This is a genomic window from Streptomyces sp. P9-2B-2 (assembly GCF_030406865.1).
Lineage (GTDB): Bacteria > Actinomycetota > Actinomycetes > Streptomycetales > Streptomycetaceae > Streptomyces > Streptomyces platensis.
This window is the reverse complement of sequence record NZ_CP129126.1, coordinates 7,924,210-7,947,402: the sequence shown is the minus strand read 5'-3', so window position 1 is coordinate 7,947,402 and position 23,193 is coordinate 7,924,210. Positions and strand designations below refer to the sequence as shown.

Annotated in this window: 22 protein-coding genes and 2 pseudogenes; 5 read left to right on the top strand and 19 right to left on the bottom strand. The window is 70.5% G+C overall.

The window, feature by feature from the left end; all coding sequences use genetic code 11:
- Positions 1-18 precede the first annotated feature (18 nt).
- The 6 genes from QT196_RS34935 to QT196_RS34910 form a co-directional block, all read right to left on the bottom strand.
- Positions 19-225 carry an MbtH family protein gene (locus tag QT196_RS34935; protein WP_266732705.1) on the bottom strand — a complete coding sequence of 69 codons (207 nt, stop codon included), beginning with the start codon at positions 223-225 and terminating at the stop codon, positions 19-21.
- Between the two features lie 61 nt (positions 226-286).
- Positions 287-1,063: an alpha/beta fold hydrolase gene (locus QT196_RS34930; protein WP_266732703.1), complete on the bottom strand. Its 777-nt coding sequence runs from the start codon at positions 1,061-1,063 to the stop codon at positions 287-289.
- 162 nt (positions 1,064-1,225) lie between these two features.
- On the bottom strand, positions 1,226-3,049 hold the full coding sequence (locus QT196_RS34925; RefSeq protein WP_168482645.1) for a non-ribosomal peptide synthetase: 1,824 nt from the start codon (positions 3,047-3,049) through the stop codon (positions 1,226-1,228).
- Positions 3,046-4,080 (bottom strand): TauD/TfdA family dioxygenase, encoded by a 1,035-nt coding sequence (locus tag QT196_RS34920; RefSeq protein WP_168482644.1) that lies wholly within the window; start codon positions 4,078-4,080, stop codon positions 3,046-3,048. The genes QT196_RS34925 and QT196_RS34920 overlap by 4 nt, the downstream gene beginning before the upstream one ends.
- 146 nt (positions 4,081-4,226) lie before the next feature.
- Positions 4,227-4,460, bottom strand: a complete 234-nt coding sequence (locus tag QT196_RS34915) for a hypothetical protein (protein ID WP_168482643.1) — start codon at positions 4,458-4,460, stop codon at positions 4,227-4,229.
- 174 nt (positions 4,461-4,634) lie between these two features.
- Entirely contained in the window at positions 4,635-5,924 is a 1,290-nt protein-coding gene (locus QT196_RS34910) for an MFS transporter (RefSeq protein ID WP_248001454.1), read from the bottom strand.
- Positions 5,925-6,036: 112 nt separating this feature from the next.
- On the opposite strand from QT196_RS34910, the gene QT196_RS34905 reads away from it, so the two are divergent.
- Entirely contained in the window at positions 6,037-7,056 is a 1,020-nt protein-coding gene (locus QT196_RS34905; protein ID WP_168482642.1) for a LuxR family transcriptional regulator, read from the top strand.
- Positions 7,057-7,075: 19 nt separating this feature from the next.
- Here QT196_RS34905 and QT196_RS34900 read toward each other — a convergent pair whose 3' ends face one another.
- A complete protein-coding gene (locus QT196_RS34900; RefSeq protein ID WP_248001453.1) occupies positions 7,076-8,368 on the bottom strand; it encodes a condensation domain-containing protein in 1,293 nt (430 codons plus the stop codon).
- A gap of 446 nt (positions 8,369-8,814) precedes the next feature.
- Between QT196_RS34900 and QT196_RS34895 the strand changes: the two genes are divergently transcribed.
- A complete protein-coding gene (locus tag QT196_RS34895; RefSeq protein ID WP_290356363.1) occupies positions 8,815-9,807 on the top strand; it encodes a phospholipase in 993 nt (330 codons plus the stop codon).
- A gap of 9 nt (positions 9,808-9,816) precedes the next feature.
- Here QT196_RS34895 and QT196_RS34890 read toward each other — a convergent pair whose 3' ends face one another.
- On the bottom strand, positions 9,817-10,242 hold the full coding sequence (locus tag QT196_RS34890; protein ID WP_248001452.1) for a hypothetical protein: 426 nt from the start codon (positions 10,240-10,242) through the stop codon (positions 9,817-9,819).
- A gap of 264 nt (positions 10,243-10,506) precedes the next feature.
- On the opposite strand from QT196_RS34890, the gene QT196_RS34885 reads away from it, so the two are divergent.
- Positions 10,507-11,232 carry a dienelactone hydrolase family protein gene (locus tag QT196_RS34885; RefSeq protein WP_290356362.1) on the top strand — a complete coding sequence of 242 codons (726 nt, stop codon included), beginning with the start codon at positions 10,507-10,509 and terminating at the stop codon, positions 11,230-11,232.
- 206 nt (positions 11,233-11,438) lie between these two features.
- On the opposite strand, the pseudogene QT196_RS39480 reads toward QT196_RS34885, so the two are convergent.
- From QT196_RS39480 to QT196_RS34870, 4 genes and pseudogenes are all read right to left on the bottom strand, one after another.
- Positions 11,439-11,546: pseudogene (locus QT196_RS39480) on the bottom strand (TetR/AcrR family transcriptional regulator); the annotation flags it as partial.
- Positions 11,547-11,764: pseudogene (locus QT196_RS34880) on the bottom strand (SAM-dependent methyltransferase); the annotation flags it as partial.
- Between the two features lie 102 nt (positions 11,765-11,866).
- Complete coding sequence (locus tag QT196_RS34875) at positions 11,867-12,511, bottom strand: DUF2064 domain-containing protein (RefSeq protein WP_266732687.1); 645 nt, start codon at positions 12,509-12,511, stop codon at positions 11,867-11,869.
- The gene (locus tag QT196_RS34870) at positions 12,508-13,236 is read right to left on the bottom strand and encodes a glycosyltransferase family 2 protein (protein ID WP_290356361.1); all 729 of its coding nucleotides are present in this window, start codon (positions 13,234-13,236) and stop codon (positions 12,508-12,510) included. The genes QT196_RS34875 and QT196_RS34870 overlap by 4 nt, the downstream gene beginning before the upstream one ends.
- Positions 13,237-13,367: 131 nt before the next feature.
- Between QT196_RS34870 and QT196_RS39475 the strand changes: the two genes are divergently transcribed.
- Entirely contained in the window at positions 13,368-13,520 is a 153-nt protein-coding gene (locus tag QT196_RS39475; RefSeq protein WP_356948492.1) for a hypothetical protein, read from the top strand.
- 218 nt (positions 13,521-13,738) lie between these two features.
- Here the strand turns inward: QT196_RS39475 and QT196_RS34860 are convergent, their stop codons facing one another.
- A complete protein-coding gene (locus tag QT196_RS34860) occupies positions 13,739-14,791 on the bottom strand; it encodes an NAD-dependent epimerase/dehydratase family protein (RefSeq protein WP_266732684.1) in 1,053 nt (350 codons plus the stop codon).
- Between the two features lie 714 nt (positions 14,792-15,505).
- On the opposite strand from QT196_RS34860, the gene QT196_RS34855 reads away from it, so the two are divergent.
- Complete coding sequence (locus QT196_RS34855) at positions 15,506-16,873, top strand: hypothetical protein (RefSeq protein WP_290356792.1); 1,368 nt, start codon at positions 15,506-15,508, stop codon at positions 16,871-16,873.
- Between the two features lie 70 nt (positions 16,874-16,943).
- On the opposite strand, the gene QT196_RS34850 is transcribed toward QT196_RS34855, so the two are convergent.
- From QT196_RS34850 to QT196_RS39470, 6 genes are all read right to left on the bottom strand, one after another.
- Positions 16,944-17,657, bottom strand: coding sequence for a methyltransferase domain-containing protein (locus QT196_RS34850; protein WP_248001451.1), 714 nt, complete (start codon positions 17,655-17,657; stop codon positions 16,944-16,946).
- A 37-nt stretch (positions 17,658-17,694) separates the two neighbouring features.
- Positions 17,695-18,213, bottom strand: coding sequence for a hypothetical protein (locus QT196_RS34845; protein WP_248001450.1), 519 nt, complete (start codon positions 18,211-18,213; stop codon positions 17,695-17,697).
- Positions 18,210-19,490, bottom strand: a complete 1,281-nt coding sequence (locus tag QT196_RS34840; RefSeq protein WP_290356791.1) for a molybdopterin-dependent oxidoreductase — start codon at positions 19,488-19,490, stop codon at positions 18,210-18,212. The genes QT196_RS34845 and QT196_RS34840 overlap by 4 nt, the downstream gene beginning before the upstream one ends.
- Positions 19,491-20,209: 719 nt before the next feature.
- The gene (locus QT196_RS34835) at positions 20,210-21,850 is read right to left on the bottom strand and encodes an NAD(P)/FAD-dependent oxidoreductase (protein WP_290356360.1); all 1,641 of its coding nucleotides are present in this window, start codon (positions 21,848-21,850) and stop codon (positions 20,210-20,212) included.
- A 351-nt stretch (positions 21,851-22,201) separates the two neighbouring features.
- Positions 22,202-22,666, bottom strand: a complete 465-nt coding sequence (locus QT196_RS34830; protein WP_168482634.1) for a hypothetical protein — start codon at positions 22,664-22,666, stop codon at positions 22,202-22,204.
- Positions 22,667-22,780: 114 nt separating this feature from the next.
- A complete protein-coding gene (locus QT196_RS39470) occupies positions 22,781-23,062 on the bottom strand; it encodes a helix-turn-helix transcriptional regulator (protein ID WP_356948507.1) in 282 nt (93 codons plus the stop codon).
- Between the last annotated feature and the right edge of the window lie 131 nt (positions 23,063-23,193).

Here is a 23,193-nt window from a genome sequence, read left to right as displayed (position 1 = left end):
CTTGGAGACGGAGATGGGTCAGTTGCCGGTGGCGGGCTGCGGCGACAGATCGCGCCAGTGCTCCTCGATGTGGTCGAGGCAGGCCTGATATCCGTCGGCGCCCCGGGTCACCGTCCAGCCCTGCGGAGGTGCCAGGTGCGACGGCCAGAGGGAGTGCTGGTTGCGCTGGTTGACCAGGACGAGATAGGTGGCGTCGACGTCTTCGAAGGGGTGCGTATGCGTCACGGGGGATGTCCTTTCAGGTGGCAGGGAGCGGTGTGGGGCGGAACGTTCCCGTTCTGCGGGCTCAGACCGCGGCGTGGGATGCCGGTGTGGTGAGCGGTGCGATGTGGGCCGGCAGCTGCCGCCAGATCTCCGGGGTGTAGAAGTGCCCGCCGGGCAGCACATCGTGGCGGTAGGAGCCGCGGGCGACCCGGCGCCACTGGTTTCCTGCGTCCGGCTCGATGACATCGTCATCCGTCGCGGAGAGCATCTGGACGGGGACGCCCACCGTGGTCCCCGGCCGGCAGCGAAAGGTGTCACGGACCCGGATGTCCGCACGCATCAGCTCCACGGCCATCTCCTGGAGTCCCGGGTCCGCCAGGACGTGTTCAGGCATCAGGCCGTTGGTGCGCATCCAGTCCAGCAACTCGGCGTCGGTGTCCTGGCGCGCGGGGAACATGTCCCGTGGAGTCAGACCGCGGTCCGGCGCGTTGCACGAGGAGACGACCAGTGCCTCCGGGGCCGGGCCGGCCGCGTCCTCGATCCGGGCCGCGACGTCGAAAGCCATCCAGCCGCCCATGCTGTGCCCGAACAGGACGTATGGCCCGTCGGCCGCGGAGAGCACGGCGGCGGTGGCGTCCGCGGCGAGTTCCTCCCAGTCGGCCGCGTACGGCTCCAGAAAGCGCCCCTCCCGGCCGGGGTAGCAGATGGCGGAGAGGGCCACCTCGGCGGGCAGGCTGTCGCTCCAGGAGTGATACGGCCCGGTGCCGCCGCCGCAGAAGCCCAGGCAGAGGAGCGTGCGCACGGTGTGACGGTCCGGTGGTTTGATCGGGATGACGGTGGTGTCCTGAGGTCCGGCCATCGTGGCCCTCTCCCTGTCTGTGTGGGGGGTCTTCTGTCTCTTCGGCGTCTCTTGGTGTCTCTGCTCCGTCTCCGCGGTGACGGAGCGCGGTGTCCGCGCAGGCGGCGCAGTGACGGTGGTGCAGAAGGTGCGCGGTGATCGAGGGAGGCGGATGCCGGCCCGTCAGCGGTCGGCGCGCAGGCTCTCGACGTGCCGCGCCAGGTCCCTGAGCCGTGGATGCTGGTAGACCTCACGGGCCGACATCACGACCCCCAGCTGCTTCTTCAGCCGGGCCACGACACGCAGGGCGATCAGCGAATGGCCGCCCATGGCGAAGAAGTCGTCGTCGGCCCTGATGTGCTCACGGCCGAGCACCTCGGACCACACGGTCGCTATCAGCGTCTCGGCCTCGCTCTCCGGAGCGCTGTCCGGGTCCGCCGTGGCCGGTTCGGGCGCGGGCAGGGCGGTGAGGTCGACCTTGCCGTTCACGGTCAGCGGCATCGCGTCGAGTGCGAGGTAGGCGGTCGGACGCATGAACTGCGGCAGAGCGGCGGCCAGATGGGCGCGGAGCGTGTCAGGAGTGGGGGTGCCGGTGGCAGGTGTGTCGCCCGCGGCACCTGTCGCCGCCACGTAGTACGCGACGAGCTGTTCGCCGACGGCCGTGTCGCTGTGCAGGGTGACCACGGCGGCCGCCACGCCCGGATGGGTGGTCAGCGCGGCCTCGATGTCGCCCAACTCCACGCGGTGGCCGCGGAGTTTGACCTGACGGTCACTGCGTCCCCGGTATTCCAGGGAGTTGTCGGGGCGCCGGCGCACCAGGTCTCCGGTGCGGTACATCCGCGTGCCGTCGGCGGCGAACGGGTCGGCGACGAACCGCGTGGCGGTGAGCGCGGGCCGGTTCACATAGCCGACGGCCAGCTGCCGTCCGGCGAGGTAGAGCTCGCCCTCCTCGCCGAACGGCACCGGCCGCAGCGCGGCGTCGAGGACGTGGCAGCGGACTCCTGGCAGGGGGCGTCCGATGTGCGGAGCGAAGTCCTCGATCCAGGCAGCGGTGGCGTCCACCGTGCACTCGGTGGGGCCGTAGAGGTTGACCGCTTCGAGGCGCCGGGCGTCGTGTGCGGCCGCCAGCTCCCGCCAGGTGCCCTCCGGTACCGCCTCGCCGCCCATGAACAGCCGGAGCCGTCGCCCCTCGGCGGCGCGTACGAGCAGGTCGTCGCGGAGCAGCGGCCAGTGCGAGGGGGTCAGGTCGAGGTCGTGCACCCCGTGCTCGTCCAGGACTGCCCCCAGCAGGGCCGGATCGGTGCGCTCCGCCTCCCCCAGGACGACCACGGTGTCGCCCCGGCACACCCGTGCCCATTGCTGGACCGAGGCGTCGAAGGAAACGCTGGCGTTCCATGCGACGACCCGGTGCCCATGGTCGTAGAAGCCCGCCTCCTCCAGCCCGGTGACCAGTGCCGCCACCGCGCCCCGGGTGGTTTCGACGCCCTTCGGTACGCCCGTCGAGCCGGAGGTGTAGATGACGTACGCCGGGGTCCGAGCGGAGACCGGTACGGGCGGAGCCGGAGCGTGCTCCGGGGCCGGGGCCTCCGGAGGGGGTGCGACCGGAAGGGTACGGACACCTTCCGGCCACACCGGGCCGTCACTTCCCCCGGTCAGCACCACGTCGATGCCCGCGTCACGCACCATCGCGTGCAGGCGTTCCTGCGGATAGGCGGGGTCGAGCGGTACGTAGGCGGCGCCGGTCCGCCAGACGGCGAGCAGCGCGACGACGAGGTCGGTGCCCCGGGGCAGGCTGATGCCGATCCGCCGGCCGGGCGCGGCGCCGTGGCCGGCCAGCACTCCCGCCAAACGGGCGGTGTGCCGGTCGAGTTCGGCGAAGGTGAGCGCACCATGGTGGCTGACCGCGATGCGGTCCGGGGTCGCCGCGACGGCCTGCTGGAAACGGGTCAGCAGATCGACGGCGTGGTCCGGTGCGGCGTGCCGGCGGTCTTCGAGGAGCTCGGTCATGCTGCCCGCTCCTCTCCCGGGGCGGGCGGCACGGTGGGCCGGCAGTCCGCGAGGGCGACGGGTTCGCCCATCGCGACGACGATGCGGCGGTCGCCGCGGAAGGGGTCGCGGCCATGGGTGGCCAGCACGTTGTCGACGAGCAGCACATCGCCCGGCTGCCAGGTCTCGCGCACCGTCGCACCCTCGTATGCGGCGTTGATGGCGTCGAGTTCGTCGCGCGTCAGCGGCGCGCCGTCGCCGAGGCCGGTCTCGAAGGGCAGGCCGTCCGGCCCGAATTCGTCGAGCAGCGCCTCCCGGATCTCCTCGTCCAGCGACCAGGAGTTCCAGAAAGCCATGTGGTTGAACCAGACCTCCTCCCCCGTCTGCGGGTGCCGGATGATGCCGGGCCGCAGTTGCCGGGTACGCAGTGCGCCCGAGGCGTCCCATTCGCAGGAGATGAGGTTGTCCGCGCAGTACTTCTCGGTCTGCTCCCGGGTGTCGGCGGCGAACGCGGTGCGCCAGTCCAGGGAGATGTGCTCGGAGTAGTTGCGGGTCAGCAACCAGCCGGCCGAGCGCATCCGCTCGACGAGCGCGGAGGGTATCCGGCGGAGCACTTCGCGGCAGTCGGCGACCGGTGTCGCGCCGCCCTCCTCCGGTGCCGTCAGGCAGGAGAACAGCAGCAGACCGGGGAAGGTCAGTGTGTAGCTGTTCTCGTTGTGCATCCGGATCGGCTGGTTGGGCGGGAGGTCGGTGGAGGAGTAGACGTCGTTCCCGTAGCTGCTGCGGGGGGTGGCCTTCTCACGGTAGGGAGTGCGGCGGGGCACCAGGACGTCGCGTACCTTCGCGAAGTCCTCGACGTCGCGGACCGGGAGGCCCCGCAGGTACACCGCACCGTGCCGGTGCAGTGCGGTGCGCAGCTCCGCGTGGACCGATCCGAGCCACTCAGCTGCTTCGGCGGCGTCGGCGAAGCGGGGGACGTGTGCCATCGCCGGCTTACCGGGTTCGAGGGTCCAGGCGGGGGGTTCCGCGGTGGCGGACCGGGAAGAGCTCATGGTTGTGCGCTGCCTCTCATGTCGTTGCTGACGGATGTCCTCGGACGCTGCTCGGGGGAGGTCACCCCCATCCGGTGTCGTTGCGGATCTCGGACGGGTGACGCATGTTCAGCGCGGGGCCGGAGAGCGGGAACATGGAATTCCTTTCACGTCATGGGGAAGGTGCGGACGGTTCCGCGGCAGGAATCGGCGCGGTACGTCGAATCGGCGCGGTACATCGAATCGGCACCGCTCTCGGCTCGGTCCGTCCCGCGTACCGCGCGCAGGACGTTCTGCCGGAATGCGCTGCGGAATTGCTCCGGCCGCGGGTGCCAGTCGCTCTTTCCGGCCGTGCCGACGCGATTCACGTTGCCATCGGGAAAGGCGTGCACCAAGAGCATCCGGGGATGGTGTTCATGCCTGTCGCATAAAGGAGAGGGGACAAAAGGGACACCCGTGGTTTCGGGGCCAGGGCGGCCGACGCCCGTCGGTACGGCGCGGAGGGGCCCGGGCGGGCGCGGACGGGCGCGGACGGGCGCGGACGGGCGCGGACGAGGGGCACGGCCGTCATCCGCTCAGCTCAGGTCGGCCTCGCGCGCGGGCAGGTCGCGGCGGGAGCGGATCGGGGACCACAACAGGATCAACGCCGCCAGCGGCATGGCCGCGGTCAGCAGCCACATCGTCGGCCGCACCCCCAACAACGTGCCGAGGCCACCTGCGAGGAGCGCGCCCAGCGGCAGAGTTCCGTAGTTGACGAACGCCGAGCAGGCAGTCACCCGGCCGAGCACACCGGAGGGGCAATACCCTTGGATGAAGCCTGCCTTGATGATGTTTCCCGCCACCACGCCGAGCGCGGCAGCGCCGTAGCCGACGACGAAGAACGCCAGTCCGGCGCCGTCTCGGGTGAGCGCCATCAGCGGGGCGAGGGCGGGCACGCCCAGCTCGAACAGCAGCAGGGCCCGAGCGGTACCGAGCCGGGCCGCGCCCCGGCGCACCAGCAACGCGCCCAGGACTCCCCCTGCGCCGCCGAGGCCCACCAGCGCCCCCACCGCGCCGGAGGACAGGCCGATGTCCCGCGCCAGGAAGACGACGAGCAGGGCCTGGCAGCCTCCCAGGGCGAGATTGGAGGCGCCTCCGAAGAGAGTGAGGCTGCGCAGGTACGGATCACGGGCAACCAGCCGCACCCCCTCCCGTAAGTCCCCGAGCAGCGGCGCGCGCTGCCCCGACCGGGAGCCCGCTGCCGGCGGCTCGCGGTGGCGGATGCGGCCTATGCACAGGAAGGAGATGAGGAAGGTCGCCGCGTTGGTCAGCATGCCGTCGACCGCACCGGCGGCCTGTGCGATCAGGCCGCCGGATCCCACACCGGCGATCTGCGCCGCGGCGGCGCTTCCGTGCAGCTTCGCGTTGCCCTCGGCCTGGTCCGGGGGGCTGAGCAGGGTGGGGAGGTAGGCGGTGTACGCGGTCTGGAAGAAAACGGCCGCCGAGCCCACCAGCAGCGCGACCAGCAGCAGCTGACCGATGCCGAGTACACCGCACCATGCGGCGACCGGCACGCTCAGGAACAGGGCGCACGAGACGGCGTCGCAGACCAGCATGACCGTGCGGCGGCGCAGCCGGTCCACCCAGACTCCGGCGGGCAGCCCGATGACGAGCCAGGGCAGCCACGTCGCGACGTTGAGCAGGCTCACCGCGAAGGTTCCGGCATGCAGCACGGAGACGGCGGCCAGCGGCAGCAGTACACCCGTGACGGACACGCCGAACTTGCCCGCGGTCTCCCCGTACCACAGCTGCCGGAAATCCCGGTGGCGGCGTAACAGTCCGCCGCCCGCGCTGCGTGCCGCCCGGTGCCCGGTCTTCACCGGCACGGGGCGGCGCCCGTCTGCTCCGAGGCGCCCGTCTGCTCCATGTTGACTGGCTGTTGATCAAGCATGTCTAGCGTGCCTTCCGATCGGGGGATATCTCTGATGGGGCTGAGGGATGATGAATACGTCAGAACCACCGGGACGAATTGAGCTCAGCGAGGAAGCTTCGCTCGTATTCGGCTACGCCACACAGCGCGCCGTATGGGGCATCGAGGAACTCACCACCGTCGTGGGACTGGACAGCGCGGACGTGGAACGAGCGGTGAAAGAGCTCGTGGAAATGCGACTGCTCTGCCGCGCCGAAGGAGAGGCCGGCCGGTTGACCGTGGTGCCGCCCCGGACCGCCGCAGACCGGTTGCTGCGTCCCTTGGAGCGCCATGTGCGGGAGCGCTACGAGGAGATCGAGCGGCTCCGGGAGACGTTCGCCTCGCTGCTCCCTGCCTACGAGTCGGGGCGGGCGCGTCGTTCGGACGCCGAGCCGATCGAGCTGCTCACCGATCTGAGGACCGTCCAGGAGACCATCGACGAGTTGACGATCGGTGCCCGGCAGGAGGTACTCACCGCCCAGCCGGGTGGCGCCCGTTCCGCCCGCGCACTCCAGGAGGCGGATGAGCGGGACCGGCAGATGCTCACGCGCGGCGTCCGGATGCGCACCCTCTACCAGCATCCCGCCCGCTACGACCAGCCGACGGTCGACCATGTCCGGCGCGTGATGCACCTCGGGGCGCAGGTGCGGACGCGGACCGACGGCCTGTGCCGGCTGCTGGTCTTCGACCACCGCGTGGCCCTGCTGGGGCTGCGGGACGACCCGGAGGCGGCCCTGCTGGTGCGCGAGCCGCATGTCGTCCACTACATACGGGTGTTCTTCGACTGCTTGTGGCGCGATGCCTCACTCTTCCCGGTCAGCTTCGACTCGGCCGCGGCCGTCCGGATCTCCGGCGAGATCCAGGAATCGATCGTCGCCATGCTGTCGGAGGGGTTGGAGGACAAGTCGATCGCGCGGCGCCTGGGGATGTCCGTGCGCAGCTGTCAGCGCCACGCCTCGGAAATCATGAAGGCGGTCGGCGCGAAGAGCCGGTTCCAGGCCGGGTATGTGCTGGGGCGGCTGCACGCCGCCGCGCGGGACCGGGAGTGAGCCGGGGGCCGCCCGCACGTCACCGGGGCCGGCCCAGGGCTCGTACGGGGAGGCCCGGATCCACCCCGGCCAGTTCGCGTACCAGCCCGCCGAGGCCCTCGGCGTGCCGGGCTGCCTCCTCCGCCGTGTAGTTGGCGGGGTTCGCTTCCACGCACACGCTGGTGCCGGCGTGCTCGGAGTGCACGTCGAAGTACAGGCCGAGGTCCGGGATGGGCCCGGTGACCAGGGTGCGCACCACGCCGGTGGCCGGTCCGAAGCGCAGATCGCGGTCGAAGTTGACGATATTGACCACCGGTCCGACGCCGTGCTGCTCCGGGCCCGCGGCGAGCGTGCGCCGGAACTCCTCGTAGCGGTACCGGTGGTGGCGCAGCGCCTGCCCGATCTGGCGGTCCGTCCGCCGGAAGGTGTCGGTCACCGACCGCTCCGGCTCCACAAGCACCCGGAACGGCAGGAGGTTCGCCATCGGGGCGACGACATTGCGCAGCAGGCGGGTGGGCCGGCTCGTCGCGGAACAGCCGAAGGTCACCTCGTCGGCGCCGGTGACCTGCCACAGATAGAGGGCGGCGGCGGTGATCAGGAAGCGCGCGGTGGACACCTCCAGCCGCTCGCTCTGGGCTCGGACGGCGTCGACCACCTGCCGTGGCAGATGGTGGCTGTACTGCAAGGTGGCAGGTGCGGGCGGAGCGTCCGCCCGGAGCCGGCCGGTGGCCGGCCAGTCGAGCGCGACCTTCTCCCAGAACTCCCGGTCGGCCGCATACATCCGGCCGGCCCGGTAGGCGCGGTCGTGCTCGACCGCGGCCGTGACCGGCGCGAAGGGGTTGGGTTCGCAAGGGGAACCGGTGTGCATCGAGTGGTAGAGGGCCGCGGTCCTGCGGGCAACGGCGGCAGTTCCATGGCCGTCCGTGATGATGTGGTGGAAACGGCGATACCAGAAGTGGCGGTCCCTCGATACCTTGATCAGCGCACCGGCCAGCAGAGAACCGCGGGTCAGGTCGACCGGGCGGGCCATCTCGGCACGCATCCAGGCCACCGCCTCCGCGTCGGGGTCGGGCCGCTCACTCATGTCGAGGACCTCGAAGGACCATTCCGCGGGCCCCAGTTCCTGGTAGGGCGTACCGTCGGTGGCGACGAGGAACCGTGCGCCGAGCGATCCTGCTTCGTCCACGGCGGTGCGGGCGGCCGCTTCGAGGAGCTTCGCGTCGACGGCGCCGGTGATCTCGTAGTAGTCACCCACGTTGTAGACCGGGCTGCCCGGTTCGAGCACCTGCGATATCCAGATCTCCAGTTGCCCCGCGGTCAAAGGGGATTGCACGTTTCCGCTCCAGAGGTCTAGGGAACCGTTGTCCGCCCAGCCTGGCAGCCGCACCGGGCCTCGCACAGGCCGTGCCGGGGGTGGTGTCTGCGCCAGTCGTGGACCCGAGGGGGCGCGGCGCTGGTTGGAAGCGCAAGGGCTGACGCAGAACGGCGACGGGGTATGGGCCCAGCGCGGAGCGCCTGAGACAGCACTGACACCGAAGGAGGTGGCGCTCGCCTGGCCAATCAAACACTCCCGGGCACCGCCGACAGGTTTCCGCTCCCTTACCTCGGACGGGGGGCGACTGCGTACGGACGGCAGCCTATTTACTGATGGGTAACTTAGCCGTACAGTGCTGCACCGGCGGGCAGTTGGCCCGCCGTCTGCCTGTAGCGCAGACAGCCACCACACGCCGCACGGGCTGCCACCACGCGTAGCCCGTGCAACCGGAAAGGACCGTCCTCATGGCCTCCCCACGCCGGCTTCGCGCCGTACTGCTGCCGCTGGCCCTGGTCGTCTCCGCAGCCACCCTGGGCACCGGAGCCGCAATGGCCGTACCGGAGGACAAGCCCTACAAGGCCGCGCCCGGTGCCACCGATCAGCGTCCCACCTGGGCCATCGCCCACCGGGTGCTGACCACGGGCGGTGTGACCAGGGCGCTCGAGAACGGGGCCAACGCGCTGGAGATGGACGCGACGGCCTGGCGCAAGGGCTGGTGGGCCGACCACGACGGCACTCTCACCAGCTACGGCGACCCCATGTCGGCCATGTTCGACCAGGTGGCGAAGGAGCATGAGCAAGGGCGTCAGGCCTCCTTCGTCTGGCTTGACATGAAGAACCCCGACTGGTGCGACAGCAACGACCCCAAGTGGCGCCACTGCTCCGTGGCCGGGCTGCGGGACATGGCGCGCAAGAAGCTGGAGAGCAAGGGCATTCGGGTGCTCTACGGCTTCTACGGCAAGGAGGGCGGCAGCGGCTGGAAGACCGCCCTCGCTGACCTGAACTCCAAGGAAGCGGTCAGCTTCAGCGGCGACTACGCGCAGGTCCGGGACGGCTTCGCCGAGCACGGGCCGAACATCCCCGGCAACCAGCGCGTGATGGACAACGGCCTGTTCAACATGGCCTTGAAGTTCGGCAGCATCCGGAAGGAGCTGGAAGCCGGCAGGAAGGCCCGGGACACCGGAGAGCTCGGCCTGACCGTCGGCTGGACGGTGGGCAAGGGGGACGGGGACCGTGCCGCCACCCTGCTGGACGCCTCCGGCGGGAGCGCCGCCGTGGACAGCCTGATCTACGGCAACCGGATGTCGTGCTACCCGGACGGCGTCAGCGGCCCGAAGGGCTGCGGCACGGACGACAGCGCGGTGCGGGAGTCGCTCTCGTACCTCACGGACTACGTGAAGGCCCACCCGGACACGCGCCGGATGGCCACCCCTCGGGACATCCCCTTCGGCAGCTGACACCCCGAGCTACTCCGCCCAGCCCCGCTTCCTGTCAGCGCCGTCGCCACCCGGGCCGCCGGGGACCGAGCCGTACGCGGCGGCCCACCTCACGGCTGGGCGCGGGTGAGTTCTCGCTGTCCGGTCACCGTCCGGGAGGCTGACGCCGTGCTCGCGGGCAAGGGCGGCGACCGAGCGGCCTTCCAGGTACACGGTGCGTATGGCGTCGGTCTTCGCGGCCGCCACGGCGGGGCGGCGTCCGCCCTTGTTGCCCTTGGCCTCGGCGGCGCGCAGGCCGTCGTAGGTCAGTTCGCGCTGGAGGTCGCGTTGGAGTTCGCCGGCGGCGGCGAGGGTCTGCACCATGAACTTCACGGTGGACAGCAGCTCGCCGGTGCGCGGGTGGCGGGCGGTCGACTGCTGGTCGGTCGAGACCCGCTTGCAGACCAGGTTCGCCACCGAAGGGCCCCTTCCGTACGGAGGAGTGGGCCCTATCTGTCGTCAAACCCTGTCAGCAATCACCATCGGGTCTGATTGGATTCGCGCCGCCGCGAACCCCCGGATTGCACGGGTTCATTGGACGCCCGCCACGCCTGTCGTCATTCGATCGTTTGACGACAGGCGGGCCGATGCATCCGGGTGATGTGCAGTCGGGACAGACCGCTGTCTGCCATCGGTGAACACCACCCCGAGCGGGCGCAACAGTCATTACCGTCCAGTCGTATGACGACGATCACCACCCGTACGGTCGAATACCCGGCCGACAACCTGACGATGATCGGATACCTCGCCCTCCCGGCCGGTGCCGGGCGCCGGCCCGCAGTCCTGATCGGACCCGAGGGGATAGGGCTCAGCGATGTCGAGCGCCGCCGGGCCGAGGCTCTGGCCGAGCTGGGTTACGTGGCGCTGGCCTTCGACCTCCACGGCGGACGCTATTTGGAAGACCCAGAGGAAATGTTGGCCCGTTGCATGCCGCTGCTCGCCGACCCCGACCGGATGCGGGACATCGGTCATGCGGGGCTCGACGTGTTGCGTGCCGAACCACGGGCCGACCCCGACCGGATCGCCGCCGTCGGCTACGGCACCGGGGGCGCAGTCGCACTGGAACTCGGTCGCGATGGCGTCGACCTGCGCGCGATTGCGACGGTCAACGCACTGACCACGGGCCGACCGGGCGAGGCGGCGCGCATTCGCTGCCCGGTATGGGTCGGGGTCGGGTCGGAAGACCCGATCATGCCGCCCGCGCAACGGGACGCGTTCACCGCGGAGATGCAGGCCGCGGGCGTCGACTGGCGCCTCGTGGTTTACGGGGGAGCCCTTCACGCCTTCCACCATCCACCGGTCGACCACACCGTGCGTCCCGGCGTCGGCTACCACCCACGGCACGCAGAACGAGCCTGGCGTGACATCGTCGCCCTGCTCGCCGAGTGCCTGCCCGTCACGGATTGATCCGATCGGCTCCTGATACTCACTCCTGCCCGCCGTCGTCGTCCTCGTCCAGGTCGGGCGCGTCCGGGTCGCGCAGCGGGCGCAGGGCGCCGGCGGCCGGGGTGGAGGCGGTGAAGCTGTAGCGGCCGAGCAGGTTCAGGTTGCGGTGCTTGAGCGGGGAGAGCCGGGCGATGTCCTGCTCGGCCAGTGCCCAATCTGGCGTGCGGTCAGGACTGGTCCAGGGCCCGTTCGATCGCGCGGGGGGCCCGGTCCGCGGCCGACCGGTCGTGCCGGAGCTGCATGGCCGCGTTCAGTGCCAGCCCGGCGGCGACGATCATGGCAGCACCCCCGCGCTGCCCGGTCCGGGCCACTACGCCGGGCTGACGTCCACGCCGAGCGCCCGCACGCCCTGGGCGGCCAGGGCTGCCATCAGACGTTCCGGTCCGCAGCCGATGCCGAGAACAGGGCCGGTGCAACGGTGCAGAACGCTGGTGTCGGCGGCGTCGGGGGCGGCGCAACAGCGCTCGACGTCCAGCGGCAGAAGTTCCCCTTCCCTACCGGCGCCGTCCGGATGGGCCGGTGGGGGATGCCGTCGGGCCGCAGTCTGCGTTGCCCACTCGGCGAGGGCCTGGGTCTCTCCCGCTTGCCGTGCCGCTCACCGCCCGGCTTCCGCGAGCGAGTTCAGGGTGGTGGTGAAGCGCGAGCCAGGAGGGCAGCAGGCAGCGACCGCGGCGGCGTCGGCGGCGGTGTCCACATCGCGCAGCACCGGCAGTTCGCTCACGCTCAGCCCCGCCTCGGCAAGGCGGCGCCGCTGGATCGCCCCGGTGCGGTCGGTGGACATCGGCACACCTCGCACGAGGGCCGCGGCGTGCGCCGGGTCGGCCAAACCCAGCGCCCAGAATCCGCCGTCCGCGGCCGGCCCGAACCAGGCATCGGCGCTGTCTCGGCCGACCCCCGCAAGGAGGTCCGCGGTCAGTTGGGGGGTATCCATCCCGATCAGGACGGCCGGTCCGCGGTCACAGTGGCCGAAGGCGGCCGCGATCCGCTCGTCCAGGCCGCCGGCGCCCTGGGGCACGATATCGAAGCCGGGTGGCAGCCAGGGGCCGGGAACACCGTCGAGAACAAGGACTCGGCGCCGGACGGGGACCTTGAGCACCGTGTGCAGGGTGTCGGCGAGGGCTGCCTCGGCCAGAGCGGCCGCCTCCTGGGGCGTGTAGGGCGGGGTGAGCCGCGTCTTGACCCGCCCCGGCACGGGTTCCTTGGCGATGACCAGCAGCGTGGCAGGGAGCCGGGCGCTCATCGTCCGGTTCCTGGGCTGGTCGCCGCGGACACCGCGTCGGTGACGGGCCGCTCGGCGAGGACAGCGCGCATGTCCCGTACCGCCTGCCAGGTGCCCCGCCAGGTACCGGTGACCTTTGAGCGGCCCGTGCGCGGGCGATACGGCACATCCGTCTCCGCCACCCGCCAGCCTGCGTCGGCGGCACGGACCACCATCTGCAATGGGTAGCCGGAGCGCCGGTCGGTCAGGTCCAGAGCGAGCAGGGACTGACGGCGGGCGGCGCGCATCGGGCCCAGGTCGTGCAGCCGTAGTCCGGTACGCCGGCGGATCAGACGGGCCAGCTCCAGGTTGGCCAGGCGGGCGTGCAGTGGCCAGGCGCGGCGCGTAACGGGCCTGCGGCGGCCCAGTACGAGGTCGGCGGAACCGTCGAGGACGGGCCCGCCGACAGCGGGCAGAAGTGCGGGGTCGAGGGAGGCGTCGCAGTCGCAGAAGCAGACGATGTCGGCGGTGGCGGCGGTCAGGCCCGCGTGGCAGGCGGCGCCGAAGCCGCGCCGCGGCTCGTGTACGACATGCGCCCCGAGGGCGCGAGCGATGTCCCGCGAGCCGTCGACGGAGCCGTTGTCGACGACGATCGCGCGCCAGCCCGAGGGGATTCGGCCCAGCACCCACGGCAGAGCCTCGGCCTCGTCGAGGCAGGGCAGCACCACGTCCACAGGCGCAGCCGAAGAAGGGGATGTTTCGATCATGCCACCCACCCTACGGAGACAAAAGAGGCAAATGGGAATTAGAAGCCTCATGGATCGCTGACATCCTCCGACGCTTCCGCCGACGGTCGAATGCCGGTGGGAGACTCGGTGGCGGTGAATCCGCCCTCGTCGTGGACGACGACCCCACCGTCTCCGAGGTCGTCGCCAGCTGTCTGCACCGGGCGGGCTTCGCCGTCGACGTGGCTGCCGACGGTCCCGCCACCGTGTCCCACGCCGCCGCTCTGCCGCCGCACAGACCACACCGGCCGGATCCCTCGCCTTAGCCCCCATCGCCCGCCCCCGACATAGCGCCGAACTCTCCCTGACTGTCCGAGAGTTCGACCTTCTGGCCTATCTACTGCGAAATCCAGGCCGGGCCACGAGCCGCTAGGAGCTGACGCGCCGAGTGTGGGGCTGGGAGTTCGGCGGCCTGTCCACCGTCACCGCCCACGTGCGGCGGCTGCGCGAGAGATCGGGGAGGACCGGGGCAGCCCCCGCCTGATCAGCCGGCTCGCAGCGAGGCCGCCGCGAACTCCGCCATTCCCTCCGCGAACGCGACCTCCGGCTTCCAGCCCAGTTCGTCGCGCAGCCTGCGCGAGGAGGCGGTGATGTGGCGGACGTCCCCGAGCCGGTACTCCCCCGTCACGACCGGCGTCCGCCCGCCGTGCGCCTCGGCCAGGACGGCAGCCATCTCCCCCACCGTGTGCGGCTCGCCGCTGCCGACGTTGTACGCCCGCGTGCTCCCCTCCAGCAGACCGGGCAGACCGTCCAGGGCCGCGAGGTTGGCCCGGGACACGTCCCTGACATGGACGAAGTCCCGCCGCTGGCCTCCGTCCTCGAACACACGCGGTGCCTCACCGCGCTCCAGCGCGGACCGCAACAGCGCAGCGACTCCGGCGTACGGGGTGTCACGCGGCATCCCGGGGCCGTACACGTTGTGATAGCGCAACGCGGCCACCCGCCCGCCGACGGCGCGCGCCCACGCGAAGGCCAGGTGCTCTTGCGCTAGCTTGGTGGCGGCGTAGACGTTGCGCGGATCAAGCGGGGCGTCCTCGGCCACCAGGCCGGGGGCGAGCGGCTCACCGCACCTCGGGCAGGACGGTTCGAAGCGTCCCACCTCCAAGTCGGCCACCTTGCGCGGCTCCGGCCGTACGACACCGTGCCCCGGGCACTCGTAGCGCCCTTCTCCGTAGACCACCATCGAACTCGCCAGCACCAGACGCCGCACCCCGGCCTCGGCCATGCCGGCCAGCAACACCGCGGTGCCCAGGTCGTTGCAGCCCACGTAGGCGGGGGCGTCGGCGAAGTCCTTGCCGAGCCCGACCATCGCCGCCTGATGGCAGACGGCGTCCACACCCTGCAGGGCCTCGGCCACGGCCGCTGCGTCGCGGACGTCCGCATGTCTCCGGTCCACCCCGTCGGGAATCGGCGGGGACGTGCGGTGCGCGGCAGGCAACAGCGCGTCGAGCACGCGCACACCGTGCCCGGCGCCGGTGAGGGCGGTGACGACGTGCGAGCCGATGAAGCCCGCGCCTCCGGTGACCAGGATCAACATGCCACCGACCGTACGGCCACCGGCCCGCCCGGCGACCGAACGACGCCGGAGCATCAGGAATTCGTAAGCCGCCCGCCGCAGGCCGTGCCTCGCCGGGCTGTGAGGCAGCACCGTCAACAGCCGACACTCCGAGTACGCGCAGCGCTCTCCACCCTGCTCACAGCGCAGCTGCTGCCGAGACTCAGCGCGCTGCCGTCCGGCGACGTGACGCGACTCGCAGACAACGACCAGGAAAGCAGGGGCAGTTGGCCGGTGGAAGCCTGGAGCGCTTTCGCCGGCCACTGCGCTGCACATCGCTACCTGCTCCAGACCCCGGTGACCGGCGCCCCGCCGCGCGACCGGCCCGCCACGGCTCCATGAACCGTGCGGGCCGCAATCCGCCGATCCCACCGGCTCTCCCCCCACCGGTCTGTTCGGCTGTCGGGGTGGTCGTCGGCGACCGGTCGTGCCGCTGCGGCCGGCTCGGGCGCCGGGCCATCACGATGGGCAGCGTTGCGTCACCGTGGACGGCACGGTGGCAGGACTCCCGGGGCGGCCTCCCCGCCTACGGCAAGCAGCGCACCACCTGGGACGAAGGCTGCCGCCACGACTACGAAGACCCCGAACACCGCTGGCCGGGCCGAGCCGCCCATACTGCGAACGATGTGATCCGCTGTGTCGAACCGTAAGGTCAGCGAACGGTCAGCCGTCCCCGCCCACGGTGACGCGGTGACGATGAGTGCGCGGAAGCGGGAGTGCCGACGCGATGTGTGGGCAGTGGTGGCCGCGGTCGTGCTGCTCGCGCTGGCGGTGGTCATCGGAAGACTCCTCAACAGGACCGTTTACGGTGCGGAGGGGGTTCTGCGGCTGGGGTGGCCGCCGCTGTCTGCGTGGTGGCTGCCGCATATCGGCCCGGGGACGCCGGCGGCTCTCGCCGTCGCCGCGCTGGTGGTGGTCTACGGCCCGCCGACTGCGCGGCGCCTGTCGTGGCGGGTGCTGGTGCCGGCCGTCTGGGGCGCGGCAATGGCATGGACGTGGTCGCTGGCGCTCGTGGACGGTTGGGGGCGTGGGATCGCCGAGCGGCTGACCACCAGTCTGGAGTACCTGCAGTCGGTGAACGGCGTGCACGATGTGCCCGCTTTCCTGCGGGACTTCACGAACCACATCCTGGTGGGCTCGCCTCACATCTGGCCGGCACATGTGGCCGGTCACCCGCCCGGCGCACTGCTGACGTTCGTCGGCCTGGACCGTATCGGGTTGAGCGGCGGCGCCTGGGCGGCAGCCTGGTGCATCACCGTCGGGTCGTCGTTCGCAGCCGCGGTCGTGGTGGCCGTGCGGGCGCTGTGTGGTGAGCAACTGGCCCGGCAGGCGGCCCCGTTCCTGGTGCTGGCCCCGGCGGCGGTGTGGATCGGTGTCAGTGCCGACGGCTACTTCGCCGGTGTCTCCGCCTGGGCAGTTGCGCTGCTCGCGCTGGCGGCCGGCCGCACCACACGCATGCCCGGCCTCGCGGCTCTGGGTGCCGGTCTGCTCTTGGGGCTTGTCTGGTACCTCTCCTACGGCCTGACGGTCCTCGTCGTGCTCGGTGCCGCCGTCCTCCTCCTCGCCCGGTCAGCCCGCCCCCTTCCGCTGGTGCTCCTGGGAGTGCTGCCGTGGGTGGCGGCCTTCACCGCCGCCGGGTTCTGGTGGCTTGACGGCTACACGACCCTCGTCGAGCGTTACTACCAGGGCGCCGCCAAGGTACGCCCGTACGGCTACTTCATCTGGGCCAACCTCGCCGCCCAGGTGCTGACAGTGGGCCTGGCCACGGTCGCGGGTCTGTGCCGAGCCGCCGGACCTCTGCGGCCGGCCGTGCGGGGGATGCGGCGCAGGTCACCGGCCGGGCGTGGTGCGCTGTCGGTGCTGGTCGCCGCGGCGTTGTGCATGATGCTGCTCGCGGATCTGTCCGGAATGAGCAAGGCAGAGACCGAACGGATCTGGCTGACCTTCGCGGTCTGGCTGCTCCCCGCCTGCGCGCTGCTCCCACGCCGGGCTCATGCTTGGTGGCTGGCCGCACAGGCCGTCCTCGCCCTCCTTGTCAACCATCTGTTGCTGACCGGCTGGTGACCACCGCACGGCCTGGGTCGGGTCCGGGAGCCGCCATCCAGGAACGCAGCGCCCGCTGCTGCGGCTTCCCTCAGCCTTGACGTCGCGTGTGTGCCGCGCGAGAGCCGGCGGACCGCTTCAGTTCGAGGAAGTGGCGGTCGCCGACCGACCAGTGTTCGCCCGGCTGCCACCCGGTGGCCGCTGCCGTGCGACGCAACGCGGCAACACCGACACGGGCCCAGGGGAAGGGCATGCCAAGGCGGCCACGGCCGTCGTCGAACTGCACATGCAACCGTTCGTGGACGTCATGAGCGGCCGCCTCCACCAGCAACAGGCTTCCACGGGGCGACACCAGGCTCCCGATCCGCACCAGCAAGGCAGCCGGGTCGCCGCCGATCCCGATGTTGCCGTCCATGAGCAACGCCGTATTCCAGAGCCCTTCACCAGGAAGCCGTTCGAAGACAGACCGGCACAGCGCCGCGCCTCCGGTGTCGGCGGTCCGCGCGACGGCGGCATGGTTGATGTCGATGCCGAGCACGAGGTGGCCGAGCGCCCGGAGGGCGCTGACCAGCCGCCCCGGTCCACAACCGATGTCGAGGACGGCCCCCTTGCACCGCCGCAGAACGCTCATGTCGGCGGGGTCCGGAGCGGCACACCAGCGGTCCACCTCTGACGACAGAACTCCACCGTCCATACGGCGCATGTAGAGGGGACCGCGGCCGTCCTGCAATGCGTGCGCATACGGGTCCTCGTGCCGCTGACCGGGGCCCAGCGGCTGCTCTGGCGCATGCTCTTCGGTGCTCACGGAACAGGCGGCCCTTTCTCGGAACTGGCGGCCTCGGTTACGCCTGGTGTCGGCCGGGCGCCTTGGGAGGGGCTTCGTGCGCTCTCGGCCGGGGCGAATGCCCACGCCACATGGCGACCAGCAAACACACTGCGGAGGCTGCGAAGAGGGCAGCCGTGATCAGCAGCCAGCGGCCCCAGAACACTTCGGCCTGTAGGCCGGTGTACGAGGTGAAGCCCGGGACCCGGTTCAGGATGAGCGGATACCAGACGAGGAGCAGCAGGAGAGCCACGAAAGCGGGCACGCGGAGGTAGTTGATCCGGCCTGTCAGCGAGTGCGAACGGTCCGTCGCGTCCCTTCTGCGCCGGAAGACGCGTTGCACCACTCGGTCGGTGACGGTGTAGAGGGGGAGAAAGACCAAGTCGTGCAGGAGCGCGGCGCCCACGAACCAGAGGACGACTCCGAGCGTGTCTCCCTTCAGCAACCGGAGTCCCGCATAGACGGCCAGGGCGAAGGAGCACAGGACGAGCAAGAGGTGCAGGGGGGATGCGCCGTAGCGGGTGCGGAAGCCCTTCATTGTGCTGCTCCGAAGGTGAGGCGAGTGACCCATTTGGTGTTGTGCACACCGGGGTTGGCCGGGACGATGATCCGCGCCGGATAGCCGTGATCCAAGGAGAGGTCCGCGCCATTGACCCGAAGGGCAAGCAGTGACCTGGGGTCACGCACCTGGTTGTCACGCAGGTGCGTGGAGCTGAAGGCTCCTCCGCGCTGGGCAGACTCGACGAACACGCCCGGCGGGCTCTGCCGCAGTCCGACCAGGGCTGCCAGGTCGGCCAACCGAACACCGCTCCAATCCAGGTCGTCGGTGGACCAGCCCTCCACGCAGGCGATCGGCAGGGCTGCCGTGTGCTGCGGCAGCGCCAGTACCTGCGCACGGGTGAAGATCCGCTCCCGGCCGGGGCCGCGTACGACCAGGCGCCAGCCAGGCCCGATGTCGCGGGCGCGGATACCTACCTCCGCCGCGGTCTTGTTGATCTGAAAGCCATTGGGGCCCTTTCCTGGCTCCTGCCCGTGCGGTGCCAGCAACGCGGTCTTGCGCAGGGCCCCGCCGATGCTCTGCCCGGCCGTCACGACGAGCAGTGCCAGCGAGCCGGCGCCCACCAGGCCGAGCGCGCCACGCCGCGACATCGTGGGCGGCGCGGGGTGGGGGGTCACCAGGCCGGTGTCATCCGCCGCTTCGGGTGTCGTGCGTGCAGCGGGGGTACGCAGGGCGCTGCGGAAGCGACGGCTGCCCAGCGCCCTTGCCATGGTGGGAATCCGGAAGACGACATGGACGACGAAGGCGCCGATGAAGACCCAGGCGCCGTAGAAGTGCAGGGTGTAGAAGGACCCGGGGAAGATGTAGTGGAGCTGGATGTTGAGCACGCCGGTGACGAATTCGAACAGCACCCCGCCCACGAGAAGCAGCAACGAGAGCCGCTCCAGCGCATGACTCAGTGAACGCACCGGCGGCCAGGTGAACAGCTTGGGGACGACTGACCAGAGCTTTGCCAGCAGAACCGGGATCAGCACCACGCCCAGCGTCACGTGGATTCCCTGGGTGAGGCGGTAGAGCCAGTACGGGCTGGTCGGCCAGGAGAACAGATAGAAGCCGAGCCAGCCCTTTTCCGGCGTCTTGTCGTTGCCCGGCGCCAGATTCGGGTTGTACGAAGCGTAGGACAGCAGCCCGGTCACGAACAGCACGGTGATGCCGACCAGGAGAATCAGCCCGAAAACCGACGTCAGCCACGGCCCCCGCAGCGGACTGCGCCAGAAGCCCGACCGCGTGGGGCCCGGCGGCGGACTGCTCAGCAGTGCGGCGAGGCGCCGGCGACGACCGGGATGGGGCTCGGCAGCCCTTTCGGTGGGTGGGGCGGCGCCGGCGGCCCGTCGTTGTGCGGAGCTCCCTCGGGGTGGCGGGCTGCTGTCGGCCGCCTTGTCAGGCTGTCGCTGCGGCCTGTCACGACGAGGCTCACCATCACGGTCACTACCCTCCACATCGATCCCCTCACGGTGGCCGGTGCGGCATGATCGCCGCCCAGGACTCACCGTATGCAGCTCGACGCGCAATTCATCCTTTGCCGCACATTACGGAACTCATTCGGCCCCACGCCGACCGCACCCCGGTCCACGACGGACTCCTTACGCGCAGAGGCGCCCGACTGTGATCAGCGACTGGTCTCGGCCTCCTGCCAGGCCCCACGGCTCACCGACGATGCCCCCAACGGGCCGCACCGGACGGTTCACCGACCGGACATAGGTGGTCACCTCGGCGGTGCTGACCGGTCTGCTGGCGCTGCAACCATGTGGCGCACCCCGCGCGTCGCCCGATACCGGGAGTTCTTCCAGCGCTGCCATTCCTGGCTGCGACGGGCCGGACGTCTGTCCGTGTAGGCCAACGCCTGGAATGAGCGCGGGTGGCTCGCCTCCCCGGTGCCGCCACCCAGCAATTGGCCCACGCACGAGAAGGCGTGAGGATGGCGGGTGCGGAAGGCCGGCGATCGGTGACCCGTTCGCCGGCCGGGGACGGGCTCTCAGTCAGCGCCGCCGGACAGGGCGAAGGCGCGGTAGCCGTCCTCAGCGGCGGCGGCGCACTCCGCCCGGTACCGCTCCAGGCCTCCCGTGTAGGCCAGGAAGACCCGCGGTTTGCCCGGCACGTTCGCCCCCATGTACCAGGAGTCGACGGACGGGTAGAGGGTCTGGGCTGCGAGGTCGGCGACATGGGTGCGCCAGTCCGCCTCGGCACGCGGGGTGGCGTCGATCTCGGTGATCCCGTTCCGCCGCAGGTGGGCGATGCAGTCGCTGATCCACTCCACATGCTGTTCGATGGCCACGACCGCATTGCTGAGCACCGACGGACTGAGGGGCCCGATGACGGTGAAGAGATTCGGGAAGCCGGCCGAGAGCAGGCCCAGGTGGTTTCGGGGGCCGTCGGCCCACTTCTCCCTGAGGGTGGTGCCGCCCTTGCCGACGATGTCCATGGCGACCTGGGACCCGGTCAGCGCGTCGAAGCCGGTGGCGAAGGGGATGACATCGACGGCGTGTTCCCGGTCCGAGATCCTGATCCCCCTCGGTGTGATCTCCACGATCGGGGTCCTGGTGAGGTCCACGACCCGCACATGCGGCTTGTTGTACGTGGCGTAATAGCCAGTGTCCAGGCAGGGACGCTTGGTACCGAACGGGAAGGTGCTCGGCGAGAGCGTCTCGGCCGTCTCCGGGTCGGTGACGATCGACCGGATCTTGGACCGGACGAACTCGGCGACGGTCTCGTTGGCGTCCCGGTCGACGAGGATGTCGGTGTACGTGCGCAGGAGGCCGCTGAGTACGCCCGAGTCCCAGCCCTCCTCATAGGTGGCCCTGCGCTCCTCCTCGTCCACCTCCAAGGCCGACCGGGTGGGCGGCTCGAAGAGGGTGCCCCCCTTGGAACGCCGCTGGGCGGCGCGGAACTCCGGGTAGTTGTCCTTGAGTTCGGCGGTCTCCGCGGCGGACAGCGGCCGGTTGCGGGCCGGCAGCGCATAGACCGGTGTCCGCTGGAAGACCGTGAGTTCGGCGGCCTGCTCGGCGAGGATCGGGATGGCCTGGATGCCGGAGCATCCGGTGCCGATCACGGCGACCCGTCTCCCGGTGAGGTCGACGTCCTCATGCGGCCAGTCGGCGGTGTGCAGGGATCGGCCGGCGAAGGTGCCGGCCCCGGGTATGTCCGGTTCCTTGACGGCCGACATGCAGCCCGTGGCCAGCACGACGAACCGGGTGGTGACCGTCTCTCCGGTGTCGGTGGTGACCTGCCAGGTGTGCCCGCCCTCGTCGTACACCGCCCCCGTCACCCGGGTCCGCAGGGTGATGTCCTTGCGCAGGTCGAAGCGGTCGGCGACGTGATGGAGGTAGCGCAGGAGCTCCGGCTGCGTCGCGTACCGCTCGCTCCACCCCCACTCCTGGTCCAGTTCGGGCGAGAAGGAAAAGGAGTAGGCCGTGCTCTCGACGTCGCAGCGGGCACCGGGGTACCGGTTCCGGTACCACGTTCCGCCGATGTCTTCGCACGCTTCGAGGACGCGGGTGCGCAGGCCCAATGCGCGCAGCCGGTACAACTGGTAGAGGCCGGAGAAGCCCGCCCCGACGATGACGGCGTCGAGCTGCGGGGCGCCGGAGCGGGAAGGGGGTCTGGGGGCGCGGTGCATGCTGTTCTCCTGACAGGTGTCTCACGCCGGCTGGTACGGGCTGCGCACGCCGGTGCCGGACGGCCTCCGGCACCGGCGTGCGCAGCCCGTCCGGCGAGCCGCCCGGGGCCGGTGACCGGGTCCTTCGCGCGCTTTCCGCAGGAGGACATCTTGGGTCACGCCCTGGCCCGCTGAGAAGACCCACGCTTTGCGCGCCTGCGCCTCTTGGACGGCGCCGCTCCGTATCCGAACGGGCGGCACCAGGGGCGGCTGCGGGACAGGCGTCACGAGGAGGATCAGCTGAATGATCTCCCGTTCTCCGTGGTCTGGGAACCTGGCGCGGCCGACACTGAGTTACTTGCCGGGCGCGGACTACTTCCAGGCGGTGCACATATCCAGGCGTTTGTCGCCCTTGAACTGTGCCACCTGGGCACCCACTTCAAAAATGCCGTACACGTCGCGGGCAGTCGTATGCCACGTCTTCTCGGAAGAAGTCTTGTGCCACTTCCAATAGTGCCTCTGGCCCTTGCTGTTCTTCGTGACGAGCCGGACACGCACGTGTTGACCGTCAGAGACTCCGTCATACGCCCACAGCGTGACCTTGAGCTTCGTCACGGGCCCGGTGAGCCGCTTGAACCGGGCGCCGCCGTACCCTCCCGAAGTGACACACGCCCTATCGGCGACTTTCATTACTGCCTGGTGGCGATCGACGAGGGCGGACGTGCGTTGCGCCGGGGGTGTGCCCGGGTTGGAGGGGGCAGCTTCAGCGGCGCTCAACGGACCGACGAGCGGCAGCAGTAACCCCGCCAGGATGAATGTGATGCGCGTCGCGCGCATGGTGAACGTCCTTTCCGACTAGGTGTATGCGCGTCAGCCGACCAGCAGGCCGGCGCCGCGATTCCACAATGCAGGTAGCTGCCGGGGAGGTCATCAGCAAGGGGTGCTGAGGGCTTAGCAATGCGTCTCGACCTGGAGACCGAATGCTCGGTGCCGGCAGTCCCTGGGCGGCATGCCGTAGTGGGTACGGAAGGCACGGGTGAAGTCAGCGGCGCGGCTGAAGCCCCAACGAGCGGCAATTTCGTGGATCGTTTCGTGACGCAGTGCCGGATCGGTGAGGTCGCGACGGGCACGTTCGAGGCGTTGGTGGCGAATCCAGGCGGCGACGGGCAAGTCTTCGCCCTGGAAGAGGCGGTGCAGAGAGCTGAGGGAGATGTGATGTACCGCGGCAACCATGGACGGCGTCAGCAGCGGGTCGTTCAAGTTCTGCCGGATGAACGCGCGGATGCGTAAAATCAGGGTGCGCTTGCGTGTCTCCGGCGCCAGGCTCCGCTCGGCCTCCAGGGCGTGGGCGAACATCGCAGAGA

Coding starts and splice junctions, on each gene's coding strand:
- QT196_RS34930 (WP_266732703.1), bottom strand. CDS start 1,063: ATGGCCGGACCTCAGGACACCACCGTCATCCCGATCAAACCACCGGAC.
- QT196_RS34925 (WP_168482645.1), bottom strand. CDS start 3,049: ATGACCGAGCTCCTCGAAGACCGCCGGCACGCCGCACCGGACCACGCC.
- QT196_RS34920 (WP_168482644.1), bottom strand. CDS start 4,080: ATGAGCTCTTCCCGGTCCGCCACCGCGGAACCCCCCGCCTGGACCCTC.
- QT196_RS34915 (WP_168482643.1), bottom strand. CDS start 4,460: ATGCTCTTGGTGCACGCCTTTCCCGATGGCAACGTGAATCGCGTCGGC.
- QT196_RS34905 (WP_168482642.1), top strand. CDS start 6,037: ATGATGAATACGTCAGAACCACCGGGACGAATTGAGCTCAGCGAGGAA.
- QT196_RS34895 (WP_290356363.1), top strand. CDS start 8,815: ATGGCCTCCCCACGCCGGCTTCGCGCCGTACTGCTGCCGCTGGCCCTG.
- QT196_RS34885 (WP_290356362.1), top strand. CDS start 10,507: ATGACGACGATCACCACCCGTACGGTCGAATACCCGGCCGACAACCTG.
- QT196_RS34875 (WP_266732687.1), bottom strand. CDS start 12,511: ATGAGCGCCCGGCTCCCTGCCACGCTGCTGGTCATCGCCAAGGAACCC.
- QT196_RS34870 (WP_290356361.1), bottom strand. CDS start 13,236: ATGATCGAAACATCCCCTTCTTCGGCTGCGCCTGTGGACGTGGTGCTG.
- QT196_RS34860 (WP_266732684.1), bottom strand. CDS start 14,791: ATGTTGATCCTGGTCACCGGAGGCGCGGGCTTCATCGGCTCGCACGTC.
- QT196_RS34855 (WP_290356792.1), top strand. CDS start 15,506: ATGAGTGCGCGGAAGCGGGAGTGCCGACGCGATGTGTGGGCAGTGGTG.
- QT196_RS34845 (WP_248001450.1), bottom strand. CDS start 18,213: ATGAAGGGCTTCCGCACCCGCTACGGCGCATCCCCCCTGCACCTCTTG.
- QT196_RS34835 (WP_290356360.1), bottom strand. CDS start 21,850: ATGCACCGCGCCCCCAGACCCCCTTCCCGCTCCGGCGCCCCGCAGCTC.
- QT196_RS34830 (WP_168482634.1), bottom strand. CDS start 22,666: ATGCGCGCGACGCGCATCACATTCATCCTGGCGGGGTTACTGCTGCCG.
- QT196_RS39470 (WP_356948507.1), bottom strand. CDS start 23,062: ATGGTTGCCGCGGTACATCACATCTCCCTCAGCTCTCTGCACCGCCTC.